At 72.5% G+C, this 17,032-nt stretch carries 13 protein-coding genes; 7 read left to right on the top strand and 6 right to left on the bottom strand.

From position 1 onward, the window contains the following. Positions 1-340: 340 nt before the first annotated feature. Complete coding sequence (locus ACGF3I_RS05745) at positions 341-1,765, bottom strand: alkaline phosphatase family protein (protein WP_393129324.1); 1,425 nt, start codon at positions 1,763-1,765, stop codon at positions 341-343. A gap of 265 nt (positions 1,766-2,030) precedes the next feature. On the opposite strand from ACGF3I_RS05745, the gene ACGF3I_RS05740 reads away from it, so the two are divergent. Then, on the top strand, positions 2,031-2,867 hold the full coding sequence (locus tag ACGF3I_RS05740; RefSeq protein WP_393129323.1) for an enoyl-CoA hydratase/isomerase family protein: 837 nt from the start codon (positions 2,031-2,033) through the stop codon (positions 2,865-2,867). Positions 2,868-2,877: 10 nt separating this feature from the next. On the opposite strand, the gene ACGF3I_RS05735 is transcribed toward ACGF3I_RS05740, so the two are convergent. Next, positions 2,878-3,783 carry an SDR family oxidoreductase gene (locus ACGF3I_RS05735; RefSeq protein WP_393129322.1) on the bottom strand — a complete coding sequence of 302 codons (906 nt, stop codon included), beginning with the start codon at positions 3,781-3,783 and terminating at the stop codon, positions 2,878-2,880. Between the two features lie 184 nt (positions 3,784-3,967). Here ACGF3I_RS05735 and ACGF3I_RS05730 point away from each other — a divergent pair, with 184 nt between their 5' ends. The 3 genes from ACGF3I_RS05730 to ACGF3I_RS05720 are packed head-to-tail and all read left to right on the top strand — an operon-like array spanning position 3,968 to position 7,217. After that, positions 3,968-4,936, top strand: coding sequence for an NADPH:quinone oxidoreductase family protein (locus ACGF3I_RS05730; protein WP_393129321.1), 969 nt, complete (start codon positions 3,968-3,970; stop codon positions 4,934-4,936). Next, the gene (locus tag ACGF3I_RS05725) at positions 4,933-6,114 is read left to right on the top strand and encodes an acyl-CoA dehydrogenase family protein (protein ID WP_393129320.1); all 1,182 of its coding nucleotides are present in this window, start codon (positions 4,933-4,935) and stop codon (positions 6,112-6,114) included. The genes ACGF3I_RS05730 and ACGF3I_RS05725 overlap by 4 nt, the downstream gene beginning before the upstream one ends. Then, complete coding sequence (locus ACGF3I_RS05720) at positions 6,111-7,217, top strand: acyl-CoA dehydrogenase family protein (RefSeq protein WP_393129319.1); 1,107 nt, start codon at positions 6,111-6,113, stop codon at positions 7,215-7,217. The genes ACGF3I_RS05725 and ACGF3I_RS05720 overlap by 4 nt, the downstream gene beginning before the upstream one ends. A gap of 61 nt (positions 7,218-7,278) precedes the next feature. Here ACGF3I_RS05720 and ACGF3I_RS05715 read toward each other — a convergent pair whose 3' ends face one another. After that, positions 7,279-9,054, bottom strand: coding sequence for an NlpC/P60 family protein (locus tag ACGF3I_RS05715; protein ID WP_393129318.1), 1,776 nt, complete (start codon positions 9,052-9,054; stop codon positions 7,279-7,281). Positions 9,055-9,278: 224 nt separating this feature from the next. On the opposite strand from ACGF3I_RS05715, the gene ACGF3I_RS05710 reads away from it, so the two are divergent. Together ACGF3I_RS05710 and ACGF3I_RS05705 are read left to right on the top strand one after the other, a co-directional pair. Beyond that, positions 9,279-9,473 carry a hypothetical protein gene (locus ACGF3I_RS05710; protein ID WP_393129317.1) on the top strand — a complete coding sequence of 65 codons (195 nt, stop codon included), beginning with the start codon at positions 9,279-9,281 and terminating at the stop codon, positions 9,471-9,473. Further along, entirely contained in the window at positions 9,470-10,669 is a 1,200-nt protein-coding gene (locus tag ACGF3I_RS05705) for a winged helix DNA-binding domain-containing protein (RefSeq protein ID WP_393129316.1), read from the top strand. Before ACGF3I_RS05710 ends, ACGF3I_RS05705 begins: the two co-directional genes overlap by 4 nt. 331 nt (positions 10,670-11,000) lie before the next feature. Here ACGF3I_RS05705 and ACGF3I_RS05700 read toward each other — a convergent pair whose 3' ends face one another. The 3 genes from ACGF3I_RS05700 to ACGF3I_RS05690 all read right to left on the bottom strand — a co-directional run bounded on the left by ACGF3I_RS05700 (position 11,001) and on the right by ACGF3I_RS05690 (position 14,217). Further along, a complete protein-coding gene (locus ACGF3I_RS05700) occupies positions 11,001-11,495 on the bottom strand; it encodes a DUF779 domain-containing protein (RefSeq protein WP_393129315.1) in 495 nt (164 codons plus the stop codon). Between the two features lie 144 nt (positions 11,496-11,639). Continuing rightward, positions 11,640-13,091: an amino acid permease gene (locus ACGF3I_RS05695; RefSeq protein ID WP_393129314.1), complete on the bottom strand. Its 1,452-nt coding sequence runs from the start codon at positions 13,089-13,091 to the stop codon at positions 11,640-11,642. 169 nt (positions 13,092-13,260) lie between these two features. Further along, positions 13,261-14,217 (bottom strand): hypothetical protein, encoded by a 957-nt coding sequence (locus ACGF3I_RS05690; protein ID WP_393129313.1) that lies wholly within the window; start codon positions 14,215-14,217, stop codon positions 13,261-13,263. A gap of 520 nt (positions 14,218-14,737) precedes the next feature. Between ACGF3I_RS05690 and ACGF3I_RS05685 the strand changes: the two genes are divergently transcribed. After that, a complete protein-coding gene (locus ACGF3I_RS05685; RefSeq protein WP_393129312.1) occupies positions 14,738-16,945 on the top strand; it encodes an RICIN domain-containing protein in 2,208 nt (735 codons plus the stop codon). The last annotated feature ends 87 nt before the right edge of the window (positions 16,946-17,032 follow it).

Genomic DNA, 17,032 nt, shown 5'->3' with positions numbered 1-17,032 from the left:
CGCAGTTCCCCGCGCCCCCTGGCGGGGTGGGTGCTGGCCGGGCTGCGCGTGCTGGGGGCGTCACTGCCATGCTGGCGCATAAGGCTCGTGGGGGGTGAGCATGAGCGCCCCGTGGGGGTGCAGGGGGCGGAGCCCCCGCCGGGGTCTGGGGCGGAGCCCCAGGGGCTCGACCTCTCGGTGCCCGTCATGGGCGGGTCGGTGGGCAAACCCCTGGGGGTCTGGGGCGAAGCCCCAGGTGACCCCGGGCCCCAGGTGACCCCGGACCCCAGGTGACCCCGGACCCCAGGTGACCCCGGACCCCAGGTGACCCCGGACCCCACGTGCCCCCGGCCCCAGCGGGTCAGACGTGGGGCCGGTGCCCGCGCTCCTGGCGGGGCAGAGCCTGATCCGCCCCAGGCAACCCCGGCCTGGGCAAGGCACCCACCTCCCACCGAGCCTCCGCCAACCGCTCAGCCGTGTCGTCCGGCAGCCGCGGCACCCGATGCGCCGCGCTGCCGAAGCGGAACGCACTGGTCAGGTCGCCGAACGTACGCCGGCGCCAGGGGCTGATGTTCGGCTCCTGGACCCCCGTGAACCGCTCGAGGAACCGCAGCGCCGACGTGTGGTCGAACGCCTCGCTCGCCACCCAGCCCCCCACCGTCCAGGGCGACACGATGATGGCCGGCACCCGGAAGCCGCCGCCGATGGGCAGCCCGTCGACGAACTCGTCCGGGGTGCCGGCCTCGGGCGTCGGCGGCGGCACATGGTCGAACAGGCCGTCGTTCTCGTCATAGTTGAGGATGAAGGCCGTCTTCGCCCACACCTTCGGATGGGACGCGATCGCCTCGATCTTCTGTGCCACGAAGTCGGCCCCGGCGGCCGGCAGATAGTCCGGGTGCTCGGACTGGGAACTCGTCGGGATGATCCAGGAGACCGCGGGGAGCCGGTCGTTCGCGGCGTCGTCCTCGAAGGTCCCCGCGGGCTGCGGGCGCACCCCTCGTTCGTACAGCGCGGAGCCCGGCTTGGCGTTGCGGAAGGACGCGAACTGCTCCAGGAGGTTGCAGCCGTAGTCGTCGTCCTGCTGGTAGACCTTCCAGCTGACCCCGGCGGCCTGGAGCCGCTCGGCGTACGTGGTCCAGCGGTACGGCTGGGGCGCGGTGTTGTTGAGCACGGGCCCGCCCCTGGTGCCGCCCGGGTCGATCGTGCCGGTCATCCAGTACAGCCGGTTCGGCCAGGTCGGGCCGAGCGCGGAGGAGTAGTAGTTGTCGCAGATGGTGAAGGCCTCCGCGAGCGCGAACTGGAACGGGATGTCCTCGCGCGTGTAATAGCCCATCACATAGGGCCCGTTGACGCCGTCCGCCTTGCGGTGCGCGGGCAGCCACCGGTCCATCCGGCCGCCGTTCCACGCCTGGTGCTGCACCGCCCAGGCGTGGCTCGTGGACGGGATGGCCTGCGCGCTGGTGCTGTGCGTGTCCAGGTGGAAGGGCAGCAGATAACCCCGCGGGTTCTCGGTGTCGGGCTGGTAGAACACCGAGCGTCCGCCGGGCAGTTGGAGCGCGTGCGGGTCACTGAATCCCCGCACGCCCGACAGCGTGCCGAAGTAATGGTCGAAGGACCTGTTCTCCTGCATCAGCATGACGACGTGCTTGATGTCGCGCAGCGAGCCGCCCCGGGGCCGTCCGGCGGCGACGGCCTGCTGCACGCTGGACGGCAGCAGGCCGAGCGCGGCGCCGCCGCCGATGGCTCCGGCCGATCCGAGAAGTCTGCGTCGTGTCAACTCGGCCATGAACGCCCCTTCCAGAGCTGTCGGTTGAGACCAGTGACGTGGACCTGCCAGTCAGTCTCGCGCCGTTCGGCGTGGAGCGGTGGAGGCAACCGGTGAACACCCGCCCAACGAAGGAGGAGAGCTGGACGAAGCCCGGCCCCGGGCTTCACCCGGAGCCGCGAAAGGCTCGCCGCCGGGGGTGCGCGGTGCACGGAAGTCGCCTAGCCTCAGTAGATCTGACGGGTAGTCAATATCGGTACCAGCAGCATAGGGAAGGGGACGGGCGTTGATCGACACCCTGGACCGGCGGGTCGCCGAGGGCGAGGAGCGCATCCGGTACGAGATCACCCCGGACGGCGTCGGCGTCCTCACCCTGTGCCGGCCCGGCAAGCTCAACGGATGGAGCTGGGAGTCCAGCCGGCAGCTGGGACTGATCGCCGACCGCATCCGCTTCGACGAGGCCGTGCGGGTCGTCCTGCTGCGGGCCGAGGGCCGCGCCTTCTGTGCCGGGATCGACGTCACAGCCCCCGGCGGTGCGATCACCGGCCGCTCGTCCGCGGAGCGCACCCACCACTACTACGAGGGCATTCGCTGGGTCCACGAACGCTTCGCCGCCTTCGCCGGGCTCCCGCAGCCCGTGGTCGCCGCGGTCCAGGGCCACTGCCTCGGCTTCGGCTTCGAGCTGGCCCTGATGGCCGACGTCAGGATCGCCGCCACCGACGCCGTCTTCGCCCTGCCGGAGACCGGCATCGGGGTCGCCGTGGACGCGGGCGGCGATCTGCGGATCGCGCGCGACGCGGGCGCCGGGTGGGCCAAACTGCTCGCCCTGACCGGGCGCCGGATCGACGCCGCAACCGCCGAGCGCATCGGCATCGTCCAACAGGTCGTGGCCCCGGGGGAGTTGGAGGAGCATGCCCTCGCTCTCGTGGCCGAGATCGCGCGCAACGCACCGCTCGCGGTGCGCTCCGTCAAGCGCGACATCGACGCCTTCGCCGACGCCGGGCTCGCCGGGGCGCTCGACCGCGCGGCCCTGTCCGCGGCCCTCACCCTCACCTCGGAGGACGCCCGCGAGGGCTACGCCGCCCGGGCCGCCCGGCGCCCTCCCGAGTTCGGCGGGACGTGAGCGGCCGTGGCTACGCGCCGAACGGGCCGCGGCTCAGCTGGTCGCGCACGCTGTCGACCGGCGGTGTCACCAGGGCCCGCCGCTGCCAGTTCGCACCGTCCACCACCAGGGTGTGACCACTGATGAAGCGGGCGTAGGGGGAGGCCAGGAAGGTGGCCGCCCAGCCCAGTTCGCGAGGCAGGCCGACCCGTAACGCGGGCTGGCGCAGGGCGAGTTCGCCCTCGTCGGCGGCCCGGTCGAGGCCCGCTCTGATGGCCCCGGGCAGGTCCGGGTGCGGCATCAGGCCGGGAACCAGGCCGTTGACCTGGATGCCGTACGGGCCCCACTCCACGGCCAGCGTCTCGACGAGATTGCGTACGCCCGCCTTGGCCGCCGCCGAGTGCGCGTGGCCGGGGCCGCCGGTCCAGGCGTACGAAGCGCCGATGTTGATCACGGATCCCGGGGTGCCGGCCGCCAGATGGCGGCGCGCGAACTCGCGCGTCATGAACCAGGTGCCGGTCAGGGTGATGTCGAGAACCGCGCGCCAGGCGTTGGGCGTCAAGTCCTCGGCCGGGGAGGGGAAGTTGGCGGCGGCGTTGTTCACCAGCACGGCCGGCAGGCCCAGCGCGGCTTCGGCCGCGTCGAAGACCTCGGCGATGCGCTCGGGCTCCCTGATGTCGCACACCGCGGCGGCCACCCGCCCGCCCAGCCCGGCCAGCTCCTGTTCGGCGGCCTTGAGCCGGTCCGCCGAGCGGCTCACGATCATGAGGTCGGCGCCCAGCCGCGCGAACTCGGCCGCCATCGCCTTGCCGAGCCCCGACCCGCCTCCCGTGATCAGGACGACGCTGCCCTCGTAGGTGCCCGGCGGCAGGGCGCGGGAGCCGAGCGGGGGAGGCGCGGGCAGTCCCGGGTGCGGCCGTGCGCTGTCATCCGTCATGGCGCATGCGTACCCGCTCCCCGCGCAATGCGCCATGGTCGTGCACCGGGCCGTGCGGCCACCCGCGGCCGAAAGTGGTCCAGCTGTTTCCCTCGGGGCAAGCGACCGCTTAGTATGCCCGCGGAGCAGTGGAACGTACTCAGCGGTACGCAGCCGTACCGCGCCCGGCGTGTGGAGGCCCTTGATGCAGGCATGGCGAGTGCACGAGAACGGCGAGCCGGGCGAGGTGATGCGGCTCGACGAGGTGGACCGGCCCGTGCCCGGCGCCGGCCAGGTGCTCCTGAGGGTGCGCGCCGCGAACATCAACTTCCCGGACGCGCTGCTCTGCCGCGGCCAGTACCAGATCCGCCCCCCGCTGCCCTTCACACCCGGCGTGGAGATCTGCGGGGAGACCGAGGACGGCCGCCGGGTGATCGCCAACCCCGCGCTGCCGCACGGCGGGCTCGCCGAGTACGTCGTCGCCGACGAGGCCGCACTGCTGCCCGCACCCGAAGCGCTCGACGACGCCGAGGCCGCGGCCCTGCACATCGGCTACCAGACCGGGGTGTTCGGACTGCACCGCAGGGCGCACCTCCAGAAGGGCGAGACACTGCTGGTGCACGCCGCCGCCGGAGGCGTGGGCAGCGCGGCCGTGCAGCTCGGCAAGGCCGCGGGCGCGCGCGTGATCGGCGTGGTGGGCGGACCCGAAAAGGCCGCCGTGGCACGGGAGTTGGGCTGTGACCTGGTCATCGACCGGCGCTCCGACGACATCGTGGCCGCGGTCAAGGAGGCCACCGGCGGGCGCGGCGCCGACGTCATTTTCGACCCGGTCGGCGGCGACGCGTACGCCAAGTCCGCGAAGTGCGTCGCCTTCGAGGGCCGCATCGTGATCGTCGGCTTCGCGAGCGGCTCCGTACCGGCGCCCGCCCTCAACCACGCCCTCGTGAAGAACTACTCCATCGTCGGACTCCACTGGGGCCTGTACGCGCAGAAGGACCCGGCCTCGATCGCGCGCTGCCACGAGCAGCTGACCGAACTCGCCGCCCGGGGCGCGATCAAGCCGCTCATCAGCGAGCGGGTCCCGCTGAAGGACGCCGCCGCCGCCGTGCAGCGCGTCGCCGACGGCACGACCACCGGCCGCGTGGTCGTCCTCCCGGAAGGAGCCGACCGATGACCGACGCCGCCGGACTGCGCACCCGTACGCGGGCCCTGCTCGCCGCGCACCCGCCCGCCACCACCGAGCCGCTCGACTTCCTCAAGGCCCGCTTCGACGCGGGACTCGCCTGGGTGCACTACCCGCTGGGCCTCGGCGGCCTCGACGTGCCGCGCTCGCTCCAGGCCGTGGTCGACGCCGAGCTCGCCGAGGCCGGGGCACCCGACAACGACCCCCGCCGGATCGGCATCGGGCTCGGCATGGCCGCGCCGACCGTCCTCAAGTACGGCACCGAGGAGCAGAAGCGGCGCTTCCTGCGCCCGCTGTGGGTGGGCGAGGAGGTGTGGTGCCAGCTGTTCAGCGAACCCGGCGCCGGCTCCGACCTCGCCGCGCTCGGCACCCGCGCCGTGCGCGACGGCGACGACTGGGTGGTGGACGGGCAGAAGGTGTGGACCTCCAGCGCCCACCTCGCCCGCTGGGCCATCCTGATCGCCCGCACCGACCCGGCGCTCCCCAAGCACCAGGGCATCAGCTACTTCATCTGCGACATGACCGACCCCGGCGTCGAGGTGCGCCCGCTGCGCCAGATCACCGGCGAGGCCGAGTTCAACGAGGTGTTCCTGAGCGGGGTCCGCATCCCCGACGCGCACCGGCTCGGCGCCGTCGGCGAGGGCTGGAAGGTCGCCCAGACCACCCTCATGAACGAGCGGGTCTCCATCGGCGGCATGCGCATCCCGCGCGAGGGCGGCATGATCGGGCCCGTCTCCCGCGCCTGGCGCGAGCGGCCCGAGCTGCGCACCCATGATCTGCACCAGCGGCTGCTCACCCTGTGGGTGGAGGCCGAGGTGGCCCGGCTCACCGGTGAACGGCTGCGCCAGCAGCTCGTCGCCGGCCAGCCGGGACCCGAGGGCTCGGGCATGAAACTCGCCTTCGCCCGGCTCAACCAGGAGATCAGCGGCCTGGAGGTCGAACTCCTCGGCCAGGACGGCCTGTTGTACTCGGACTGGACCATGCGCCGGCCCGAACTCGTCGACTTCACCGGCCGCGACGCCGGATACCGCTATCTGCGCTCGAAGGGCAACTCCATCGAGGGCGGCACGAGCGAAGTGCTCCTGAACATCGTCGCCGAACGCGTCCTCGGCCTGCCCTCCGAGCCGCGCAACGACAAGGACGTCGCCTGGAAGGACCTGGCCCGATGACAGCGCAGACCGCCACGGAAGCCGCCCCCGACCTGTTGTACTCGGAGGCCGAGGACGACCTCAGGTCGGCCGTGCGCTCACTGCTCGCCGACCGCACCGACGTCCCGTCGGCGCTGGCCCGCGCCGAGTCCGCCACCCCCTACGACCCGGAGCTGTGGCGTTCGCTCGGGGCCGGTATGGAGCTCGCCGGGCTGCTCGTGCCCGAGAAGCTCGGCGGCCAGGGCGCCTCGCACCGCGAGGCCGCGGTGGTCCTGGAGGAGATCGGCCGGGCGGTCGCACCGGTGCCGTTCCTCACCAGCGCCGTGATCGCCACCGAAACGCTGCTGGCGCTGGCCGAGCGTGATGAAGTGGCCGCGCTGGTACGGGAGTTGGCCTCGGGGCACCGGACCGCGGCCCTCGTCGTGCCGTTCTCGACGGGCCCGCACGCGCTGCGACTGCCGGACACGCTCGCCGGGACGGTCTCGGCGGTCGCCGACGCGGCAACCGCCGATGTGCTGCTCGTGCCCACCGGCGAGGGCCTGTACATGATCGACGCGGCCGAGGCCACGGTCGTCCCGCTGACCCCGCTCGACCTGACCCGCCCGCTCGCCGCCGTCACCCTGGACGGCGTCGCCGGCACCCTCCTCGCCGGACCGGAGGCCGCCCTCGCGGCGGTGCGGCGCGGACTGCTCGCCGGAGCCGGACTGCTCGCCTCCGAACAGCTCGGGGTCGCCGAGTGGTGTCTGACCGAGACGGTGGCGTACACCCGCGACCGCAAGCAGTTCAACCGCCCGGTCGGCTCCTTCCAGGCGCTCAAGCACCGCATGGCGCAGCTGTGGCTGGAGGTCGTCTCGGCCCGGGCCGCCGCGCGGAACGCCGCCGACGCGCTCGCGACGGCAAGCCCCGAGGCGCCGCTCGCGGTGGCGGTCGCCCAGGCGTACTGCGCCCGGGTCGCGGTGCACGCGGCCGAGGAGTGCGTCCAGCTGCACGGCGGCATCGGCATGACGTGGGAGCACCCGGCGCACCTGTACCTCAAGCGCGCCAAGTCGGCCCAGATCGCGCTGGGTTCGGCCGGCGAGCACCGCGCGGCACTCGCCGAACTCATCGATCTGCGGGCGCCCTGACGGCGGGCCGGATGCTGCCCGCGCGGTCCGCGGGCGGGCAGCATCCGGCCTCACCGCCGCGTCAGAGCCGGTGCACGGTGTGGAGGGTCCTGGCGTAGACGCCCGAGCCCTCAAGGACCGACGCGCCGCCCAGGTCGGACATCGTCGGCCCGTTGCCGGTCTTGCGGCTGGAGAGGAAGCGCCGGTTGCCCCGGTCGTCCCGGCCGAGATAGATCCCCACGTGGTCGATCGTGAGGGTGTCGGTCCTGGGCTCGTCGTCCGTCGAGTCCGCGTTGAAGAGCAGCAGGTCGCCGGGCTGGAGCAGGGTCGCGGCGGGCGGGGTGAACGGCTTGGCCACCGCCTGGTCGATGCGGGCGCCGGGGGCGCCGTCCACCATGTCGCGGGACTTGCGCGGGAGCCGGCTGCCCGCGCCGTCCGCCCGGGCCGACAGCGGTACGCCCATGTGGTGGCCGTAGACCATGCGCACATAACCCGAGCAGTCGAGGTTGCCCACCTGCTTGGAGGAGGCCGGGACCGTGGTGCCGTCGGGGAAGGTCCAGGCGCGGTTCATGTACTCGTGGAAGTCGGCGCCCTCGTAGCGGTAGCCCTGGGGGTCGAGGTAGCCGTAGCCGGCCTCGCCGAGCACCCGGCTGCCCGCGGTCGCCCCGGATCCGCTGCGCACCTCGGGCGCGCCCGCAAGGAACATCGCGGCGTACGCGAGCACATCGGGCGCGGTGGACCCGGCCCACGCGCGGATCCGCTGCTCGACGTCCGGGGTCCAGGCGCCGTCGAAGGGCTCCGGCAGCACCCGCACCCAGTCGTGGTGGGTGACCGACGGCGGTGCGGCCCAGTTCGCCGCGTCCACCTGGAACAGGTCGACCGAGCACCGGACCGGCAGTGCGCCCGATCCCTTCGAGACGATGGCCCGGACGCCGACCCGCCCCTTGGCGAAGGTGCTGTCGTCGGCCTCGGCCATCCAGGAAGCGGGCTCGGCGAGATCGGTGCGCCAGGCCTTCGCCCACATCCGCGATCCTTCGCGGCGCACCCGCACGGTCCAGGAACTGCCCGCGCCGGCAGCGGCGTTGACGGTCACGGCCGCCGCGAGGTCCGTGACGGCGTTCGCCTGTTCCTTCTCCAGGCGCAGTTCCACCGCGCCGGACGTCAGGAAGTAGAGCCGGGCCCGGTAGGAGTTGTCGCTGTTCTGGTAGCCGAAGGACAGCGCGAACGACTGGGCGGCGCCGGCCGGCGCCTTGTCGAAGCGGGCGACCGCCCGCACGTCCACATCGGCGATCTCGCCGTCCCGCACCGTGACATGGCGGCTGGAGTTCTCGCCGGTGACGGTGATGATCCCGCTGCCGCCCCCGGCGGGGTCCACCCGGTAGTCGCCGGCGGCGCCGTTGACGGTGACCCAGGAGCCGCCGCCCGGAGTGGAGCCCCAGCCCCAGACCTGCTGGTCCTCGGGCTTGGCCGGGTCGGGTATCGTCCGCGCGAAGTCGTCCGTGAAGCCCTGCTTGTCCTCGCGGAAGGTGCGCCCGGGACCCGGGAGCAGCACGGTGCGGGCCCCCTTGGTGAGCAGGGCGACCCGGGTGCCCCCGCTGGTCACCTCGGTGCGCTCGGGCGTCCCCGGGAGCACGGCGGCGCTGAGCGCACCGAGCGACACCTGGCTGAAGAAGGACGCGTCGAGCGGGGCCGTCGTCACCGAGGACAGGCCGCCGGGGGTGCCGGGCGCGGGCGTGAACGGGGGCACCGCGGTCTGTGCGGCGGCCCGGGCAGGGGCGGCGCCGAGTGCGCCGAGCGGCAGGGCCGCGGCGGACGATGCGAGGACCGCGAGCAGGCCGCGGCGTGAGGTCATGGGCATGGCCACATGATCCACCAGATGCGGGGAGTTGCCGAGCCCCTGCCCCGCCAGAGCCCGCAGCCGCCCCCGCGGCGGGTGTGCCGGCGCCGCCGTCGGCTCCGGGTCACGGGGTCACGCGCAGTCAACACCCGTACGGCGGACATGTCTTGAGCCGGTCGGCGGCGCCCGCTCCGCCACACTGTCGCCCGAATGCCGGGAATCCGGCGCGGTGGAGGAGGCTCGTCATGGCTGTTTCGATCTCGGTGGTCCTGTTGCTGGTGGTTCTCGCGGCGGTCTTCCTGCGGAGCGGCGGGCTGAAGCTCTCGCACGCCGTCGTGTGCGCGCTGCTCGGGTTCTTCCTGGCCAGTACCAGCATGGCGGCGACCATCCAGGAGGGGCTCAACGCGACGGCCGGAGTGGTCGGTAGCCTCAACCCATGACCCAGGCCCGCCGGAAGATCACCGCCGAGGAACGGCGCGCCCGCCTCGGCGCCCGCCATCTGCTCGCCCCCACGGCGCGGGCGGCCAGCTCGGAGGAGGTGGTCGAGGGCGTGCTCGCCCTGCACGCCACCGACCCGGCCTCCGTGCACCTTTCCGTGGCCGCCCGGCTGCGGGGCCCGTCCGTCGCGGACCTGGAGCGGGCGCTGTACGAGGACCACACGCTGGTCCGGATGCTGTGCATGCGGCGCACCATGTTCGTGGTGCCGCGTGAACTGGCCCCCGTCGTGGACGCGTCGACCGCTCGTGCGGTGGCGGCCCGCGAGCGCAGGAACCTGATCAGGGACATTCAGGGACAGCTCGGCTTCGACGACCGCTGGTTCGCCGCGACCGAGAAGGCGGTCCTCGCCGCGCTCGGCCGGCGCGGTGAGGCCACGGCCGCCCAGATCGCCGACGAAGTGCCCGACCTGAAGTCGAAGATCGTGGCGGGGGCGGGCAAGCCGTACGAGAGCCGGCCCCGGATCACCAGCCGCTTCCTCGGCGTGATGGCCGCCGAGGGACGCATCCGGCGGGGCCGGCCGCTCGGCACGTGGGCCTCCAGCCAGTACCGCTGGATCCCGGCCGAGCCGCACCCCGAACTGCCCCTGGACGAGGCCAAGGCCCGGCTCGCGGCCCGGTACCTGGAGTCCTTCGGGCCCGTCGCCACCGAGGACGTCAAGTGGTGGACGGGCTGGACGCTCACCGACACCCGCAAGGCGCTCGCCGCGACCGATGCGGTCGAGGTCGACCTCGACTCCGGGCCCGGGTACGCGCTGCCCGCCCATCTCGACGCGCCCGCCGAGCCGGAGCCCTGGGCCGCCCTGCTGCCGGCGCTCGACCCGACGCCCATGGGGTGGCGGCACCGCGACTGGTACGTCGACGCCGACCACAGGGCCCAACTCTTCGACACCAACGGGAACATCGGGCCGACGGTGTGGTGGAACGGGCGCGTGGTGGGTGGGTGGGGGCAGCGGGCCGACGGGGAGATCGTCACGGAGCTGCTCCCCCTGGCGGGGGCTCGGTCTCGGTCCGGGGCCGGCGTGGGGCGGGAGGCGCGGGTGGCGATCGAGGGGGAGGTGGAGCGGGTTCGGGGGTTCTTCGGGGATGTGCGGATCCGGCCCAGCTTTCGTACGCCCTTGGAGCGGCGGCTCGCGTCTTAGCGCCCTGGTGCCCCTGGTGTCCTGGTGCCCTGGTGACCTGGTGTCCTGGCCGAGCGCCGCTTTCGGGTGCGGGCCGTGGGGGTTGCTCGCGCAGTTCCCCGCGCCCCTAACCCCGTTTGCGGCTGCGGGCCGTGGGGGTTGCTCGCGCAGTTCCCCGCGCCCCTAACCCCGTTTTTGGCTGCGGGCCGTGGGGGCTTGTCGCGCAGTTCCTCGCGCCCCTAACCCCGTTTTCGGGTGCGGGCGGTGGGGGTTGCTCGCGCAGTTCCTCGCGCCCCTAACCCCGCTTTCGGCCTCGCGCCGTGGGTGGTTGCTCGCGCAGTTCCCCGCGCCCCTAACCTCGGGTGCGGGTTGTGGGTGGTTGGTCGCGCGGTTCCTTGCGCCCCTGGCCCCCTGCGGCTGGGGCTCGGAGTAGGTGGGAGCGGATGAGGAAGCGGACGCCTTCGGGGGCTTCCAGGGAGAAGCCGCTGCCCCGGCCCGGCACCACGTCCACCGTCAGCCGGGTGTGCCGCCACCGTTCGTACTGGCTCCTCGACATCCAGAACGGCACGGGTTCCGCCACGCCCTCCACCGCGAGGGACGCGAGCAGGACGTCGGAGCCTCCGGTGCGGAACTCTCCCGCCGGGTAGCACATGGGCGCGCTCCCGTCGCAGCAGCCGCCGGACTGATGGAACATCAGGGGGCCGTGGGTCGCGCTCAACGCGCGGAGCAACTCGCCTGCCGCTGCGGTCAGTTCGACGGCCGGAGGCGGGGTTGTCGCTGCGGGCGGTTCCGGGGGCGGGTCCTCGCCCGGCCGCCGGGTGGGGCCCGGGTGGTGGTCCTGCGGCATGGCTGCTCCCTCACCTCTGCGCGGTCCGGCCGCCACTTCACCATGCCCGGGGTTGCGGGCGGGTTGCAGTGGTCCGCGCTGCCGAGTGCCCCGGTCCGTAGGGGAGTTGGGCACTCGGCGTGCGGGAGGGCGAGCGGCCGACGGTCAGATGAGGTCCATAGCGGCGACCTCGTCGGGGCTGCCGTAGCTCACCGGACCCTGGAAGCGACGGCGGGCCGTGGCGAACCACCAGACGGTGGCGATCAGCAGGACCACACCGAGCGCGATCGGCGCGTAGTTGAACGAGTCGGCGGTGATGGGGGAGACCTGCGGCAGCATGAACAGGATGCTGCTGAGGACGATCCAGATCACGGCGATCGCCGCGACCGGCCTGCCGTAGCGGCCCAGGTTCCACGGTCCGGCCTGGAAGTCGTTCAGGCGCAGCCGCAGGAAGATCGGCACGCCGTACGCCAGGTAGAGGCCGACCACGTTGACGCTGACGATGGCGGTGAACGCGGTGTGCGACCACCAGCCCGGAATGATCAGCACGAGCGCGCAGGCAGCGGCGAGCCACACGGCCTTCACGGGCGTGCGGGTGCGCAGGGAGACCGAGTGCCACCAGCGCGAGCCGGGCATGGCGCCGTCGCGCGAGAAGGCGAATATCTGGCGGGTGTTGCTGGTCATGTTGGCCAGGCCGCAGAACAGCATCGCGCCGATGACGATGAGCAGGAGCAGCTTGGCGGTGCCCATGCCGAGGGCGTCGACCAGGATCTGCACGGGCGGCGCGGCGGCGCCGAGCTCGGCGGCGTAGTCCCGGATCGAGTAGACCAGGGCGAGCATCAGGACGAGACCGGCGAGCGCCGAGTAGATGATCGCGCGCATGATGCCCTTGGGCGTGTTGACGGTCGCCTGCACCGTCTCCTCGGACATGTGGAAGCTGCCGTCGAACCCGGTGAACGTCCAGCTCGTGACGAGCAGGCCGAGCATCGCCGCGTAGAGGCCGTTGTCGAAGCCGGTGCTGTTGACGAAGTGCGTCGCGAACGAGACCGGCTGGTGCGAGGACGGCTTCACGGTCAGGGCGGCCACGATGACCACCATGCCGATCAGGAGCCACCACACGGAGATCCGGTTCACCAGGGCGACCAGCTGCACGGTGTAGGTGTTCGCGAGGGCCTGGACCAGCAGGATCGCGGTGGCGATGGCGACCGTCTGCTGCGGCGTGCCCTCGTAGGACGGCCACTGCATCGAGATGAAGGCCTGGATGAAGGTGGCCGCGGCGTAGTTGGTGGCGGCCGTGCCGCCGACCTGACCGACGAAGTTCAGCCATCCCGTGTACCAGGACCAGGCGCCGCGGTGCCGCTTGGCCAGCTTGCCGGCCGAGAAGTACAGGGCGCCGCTGGTCGGGTAGGCGGAGGCGATTTCACCCATCGCGGCGCCCACGAACAGCACCATGACGGAGACGCCGATCCAGCCGAAGATGAGAATCCGGGGACCGCCGGCCCCCATGCCGAAACCGAATGCGGAGAAAATGCCGGAAATTATGTTGATGATGGTGAAGGATATGGCGAAATTGTCGAAGCCCTGGAATCTGCGGGTGAGTTTCCGCGGGTATCCCATCGCATGCAGCGTGGCATCGTCATCGAATGCCACCGATGGTTCCTGGCGGCTCGATGGGCGGGGGCGGGACTTCTGCTCGGACACAGTGGCAACCTTTCCTCGGGGTGAAAAGACGCGTGGGTCTCGCGGTCGGGCCAAGTTCGCCCGGTGGTGCCGGGGCCGCCGGCGGTCAGGCCGGTGCGGGGATCGGGAGTCCGCAGGACCGCCTGGCCCTGGTCAGCTGTTCCCCGGGATCGCCGAACACGCTCCAGGGCATGCGTGAGGCGTAGGGGCCCATGGCCGTCAGGACTTCCCGCGCCTCGAATTCGCGTTTCGCCATGAACAGCGCGTGCGCCAGATAAGCGAGGTCGAGCACGGGCGTGAAGCGGTAACTCGCCGCCTGCGGAAACCAGTTGTGGTAAATCCCGATCGTGGTGGTGGCCCATTGCGGCTGCTGCCAGGTCTGATCGGCGAGGAGCGCCTTCGGATCGTAGTCCTCGACGAGCGCGACCAGGGGAAGCAGACGCAGTGCGGAGGTGGCGGGGGCGCGGTGGCTGAGGAACGAGGCGACGTCCCAACGCGCGCTCGCGGAACCGCCGTTGCGGGTGAAGAAACACGCCAGGAACCGGTGGTGGGCCTCGCGGTGCCAGGGGTCGAGCCGCAGGACGTGCGAGAACATCTGCCACGGCCCGGGCGGCGCGGTGAGCAGTCCCCGCGGGGCGGGGTCGCGCGGTCCGTCGATGCGGGCCAGGGCGAGTTGGGCCACCCAGGGGGTGGGATCCTGGGGCAGCAGGCGTGCCGCGCGGACGCAGGCCGCCTGCGCTATCCGTAACAGGGTGTCGGCCCGCGCGTCGCCCGCGTCGGCCATGCGCAGCGCGCGGATCATCGCGACGCGCGCTCCCAACAGCGCCGCCTCCGGGCCGGGTTCCTCGGCCATCCAGCGTTCGGCGAGGTCGGAGTCGGCCGCCTCGGAGGCCAGGACCAGGGAGCGGTGCGCCCTCAACTCGTAGTCGCCGCGCGCCTCTTTGAGCACGTTGTGGGCGCCGAGGTAGCGCCCGGCGCGTACGTCCGTGCAGGCCCGGGCCAGCTCGCGATCGTCGGCCGCCGGATGCCACACGTAGTGTCCCTCGAACGAGCCGGCAGCCACGATCCTCTCCCCGTCCCCGCAGACCACATCCTGCGCCCTACCGCATTCCAGCCATGCGGAATTCTGCCGGAGCCCTGCGCTTACGCAGGTTCACCGACAGCGACCCACACCTTACTCATCCCTTAGGCGTATCGAAACTCGCCGCCCGGAATATCTGGTTCCGTGCCCTTTAGGGAAGCGTGGCGTTGCCCCTTAATTCATTGGCTCCGAGTCAGTTTTGGTTGGCTCATTCGCGCGCCTGCCTTCGCGGTATGCGTCTGGCATATGCGGGAGGAACGGTGGGAGGGGCGGTCGCGGGCAGGGCGCCCCGCTCCATCGCGCCGCCGCGGCCGGGCGGCACAAAAGTCCAAGCCCGGCCGACGGATGTCCGTGGACGGTGGTCCGCGCGCTGCGCAGACTGCCCAGCACGCGGACGGCCACGCCGTCGGCCAGCACCCCACGGCTTCCCGCACACCGTCCACCGCTCCCCGCACACCGTCCACCGCCCCCACGCCCCGTGGGCCCCAGAGAAGGAGCGCCCGTGTCCTCCCCCACTCTCAGAGCACTCGCCGCGGCCGTCGGCGCGGCAGCTCTGGCGCTGACCGCCATGGCGGCGCCTCCCGCCGCGGCCGCCGCGCCGGACCCCGCGTACACGGTCTCCGTCGGCTCCCCGGTGCCGTACGCGCACCCGACCGACACGCCCGCCTCGGTCTACGTCGACAAGGACGGCACGTTCTACTTCCAGCAGTCCGCCGCCCTCTACGGCGCGAAGGACCCCCGGTACTGGGACTTCTTCACGGGCACCGACATGGACAGCGCCACCCGGTCCGGTGCGATCAGCGACGCGGTGAACCCCGCCAACGCCAACGACCGCAACAACGACACCACGTGGCGCTGCAACAACAGCCCGACCGGCCTCGAAGCCTCGTACGCCGTCGGCAACGCGGGCTACTCGCAGAAGAACTACTGCGACCTGTCGGGCGTGTGGGTCGACCCGGACACGGGCGACTGGTACGGCCTGGTGCACAACGAGTTCACCCCGGCGCCGTTCGGCGACGGCATCCACTTCGACGCCATCGACTACGCCGTCTCGAAGGACCAGGGCCGCACGTGGACCATCAAGGACCACGCCATCACCTCGCCGTACAGCACCAAACGCGGCGACACCGCGCAGTTCCCGCACGAGACCTACTCCTACGGCGACGGCGACCAGCGGCTGTTCGTCGACACCGCCTCCGGCTACTTCTACGTCTACTACGGCTCGCGGATCGTGGCCAAGGGCGGCAACTGGCAGGACAGCCTCGCGCACGTCGCCCGGGCACCGATCTCCGGCAAGATGGCCCGGGGCTCCTGGCAGAAGTGGTACGACGGCCACTGGTCGCAGCCGGGTGTGGGCGGCCTGGAGAGCAACATGGTGCCGGTCGACGGCGCCGGGTCCACCGGGTACACCCCGGTCTCCGGTGACTACGACCCGGCGCACGCCGGCACCGTGAGCCAGCAGATAGCGGCCGGTCAACTCCCGCCGAAATCACCGCTGTTCGTCATGAACATCACCTACAACGCCTATCTCGGCCTCTACATCGGCGAGCCCGAGGCGGTGAACGGCACGGCGCCCCAGCGCTTCTACGCGACCGACGACCTCGCGAGCCAGAAGTGGCACCTCATCGGCGACACCGGCGCCTACACCAACAACTCCTGGTACCGCTGGTTCCTCGACGGGGCGAACCGCACCAACTCCACCATCGTCGGCAAGACCTTCCGCTCGTACTGCTCCATCGACTGCCACGGCGGCGCCGACGGCGAGTACGTGGACGTCACCATCGGCTCGTCGGCGCCCGCCGCGTCGCCCGTGGACGTGACCAAGGCCTACCGGATCGGCAACGGCGACGGCCGCGTCCTGGCCCAGGCGGCCGGCGGCGCGGCCACCACCTCGACCGCCCCGGGCGCCCAATCCGCCCTCGCCTCCTGGGTGTTCACGCCGAACGGGGACGGCTCGTACCGCATCGCCAACGCCTCCACCGGCGGGCTCCTCGGCGTTCCGGACACGACCAGGGCGGGGCGCGCGTGGGGTGCGAAGCCCACCGTGACCGCTGCCCCGGCGGGCGGCCCCACGGCCGGCCAGCAGTGGTTCGTCACCCCGGTGGCCGGCCCCGGCTCCGTCCGCCTGGTCAACCGCTACAGCGGCCTCGTCCTCGGCCTGTCCGCGCAGAGCGGACGGCTCGCCGAGACCACACCCGCCCGCACCTGGACCGACGCCACGGGCAGCTCCGTCGGCGGCGCCCGTACCGCGGCCGAACAGACCCTCGCCCTGACCCCGGCCGGCCCCGCGCCGACCGGCCCCGCCGACGGCGCCCACACCCTGGTCGCGTCCGGCAAGTCCCTCGACGACCCCGGGCACTCCACCGCGCAGGGCACCCAGCTCGTCACCTGGAGCCCCAACGGCGGCGCCAACCAGAGCTGGATCCTCACCCGGCAGCCCGACGGCAGCTACCGGATCGCGAACGCCGAGTCGAAACTCTGCGTGGACGTGACCGGCAGCTCGCAGGCGGCCGGAGCCAAGGTCATCCAGTGGGCGTGCACCGGCGGAGCCAACCAGAGCTGGCTGGTGAGCGCCGCGAGCGGGGGCGGCTACACCATCGCGTCCAAGTCCAGCGGCCTGCTGCTCACTACGGCCTCCACGGCCGACGGCGCGGCGGTCACCCAGCAGGCCGCCACGGGCTCCGCGCTCCAGCGCTGGGCCGTCGGATGAGCCGGGGCCCGGTCGCCGCCTCAGGAGGGGAGCGGCGACCGGGCCCCCGCCCGCGGCCGGGCCACGGGGGCGGGCCCCGGCCCGGAG

Source organism: Streptomyces sp. NPDC048111 (assembly GCF_043202815.1).
In the GTDB taxonomy this organism is placed as follows: Bacteria; Actinomycetota; Actinomycetes; order Streptomycetales; family Streptomycetaceae; genus Streptomyces.
This window is presented reverse-complemented; position numbering and strand designations above follow the sequence as displayed.

Coding starts and splice junctions, on each gene's coding strand:
- ACGF3I_RS05745 (WP_393129324.1), bottom strand. CDS start 1,765: ATGGCCGAGTTGACACGACGCAGACTTCTCGGATCGGCCGGAGCCATC.
- ACGF3I_RS05735 (WP_393129322.1), bottom strand. CDS start 3,783: ATGACGGATGACAGCGCACGGCCGCACCCGGGACTGCCCGCGCCTCCC.
- ACGF3I_RS05730 (WP_393129321.1), top strand. CDS start 3,968: ATGCAGGCATGGCGAGTGCACGAGAACGGCGAGCCGGGCGAGGTGATG.
- ACGF3I_RS05725 (WP_393129320.1), top strand. CDS start 4,933: ATGACCGACGCCGCCGGACTGCGCACCCGTACGCGGGCCCTGCTCGCC.
- ACGF3I_RS05720 (WP_393129319.1), top strand. CDS start 6,111: ATGACAGCGCAGACCGCCACGGAAGCCGCCCCCGACCTGTTGTACTCG.
- ACGF3I_RS05715 (WP_393129318.1), bottom strand. CDS start 9,054: ATGCCCATGACCTCACGCCGCGGCCTGCTCGCGGTCCTCGCATCGTCC.
- ACGF3I_RS05710 (WP_393129317.1), top strand. CDS start 9,279: ATGGCTGTTTCGATCTCGGTGGTCCTGTTGCTGGTGGTTCTCGCGGCG.
- ACGF3I_RS05705 (WP_393129316.1), top strand. CDS start 9,470: ATGACCCAGGCCCGCCGGAAGATCACCGCCGAGGAACGGCGCGCCCGC.
- ACGF3I_RS05700 (WP_393129315.1), bottom strand. CDS start 11,495: ATGCCGCAGGACCACCACCCGGGCCCCACCCGGCGGCCGGGCGAGGAC.
- ACGF3I_RS05695 (WP_393129314.1), bottom strand. CDS start 13,091: ATGGGATACCCGCGGAAACTCACCCGCAGATTCCAGGGCTTCGACAAT.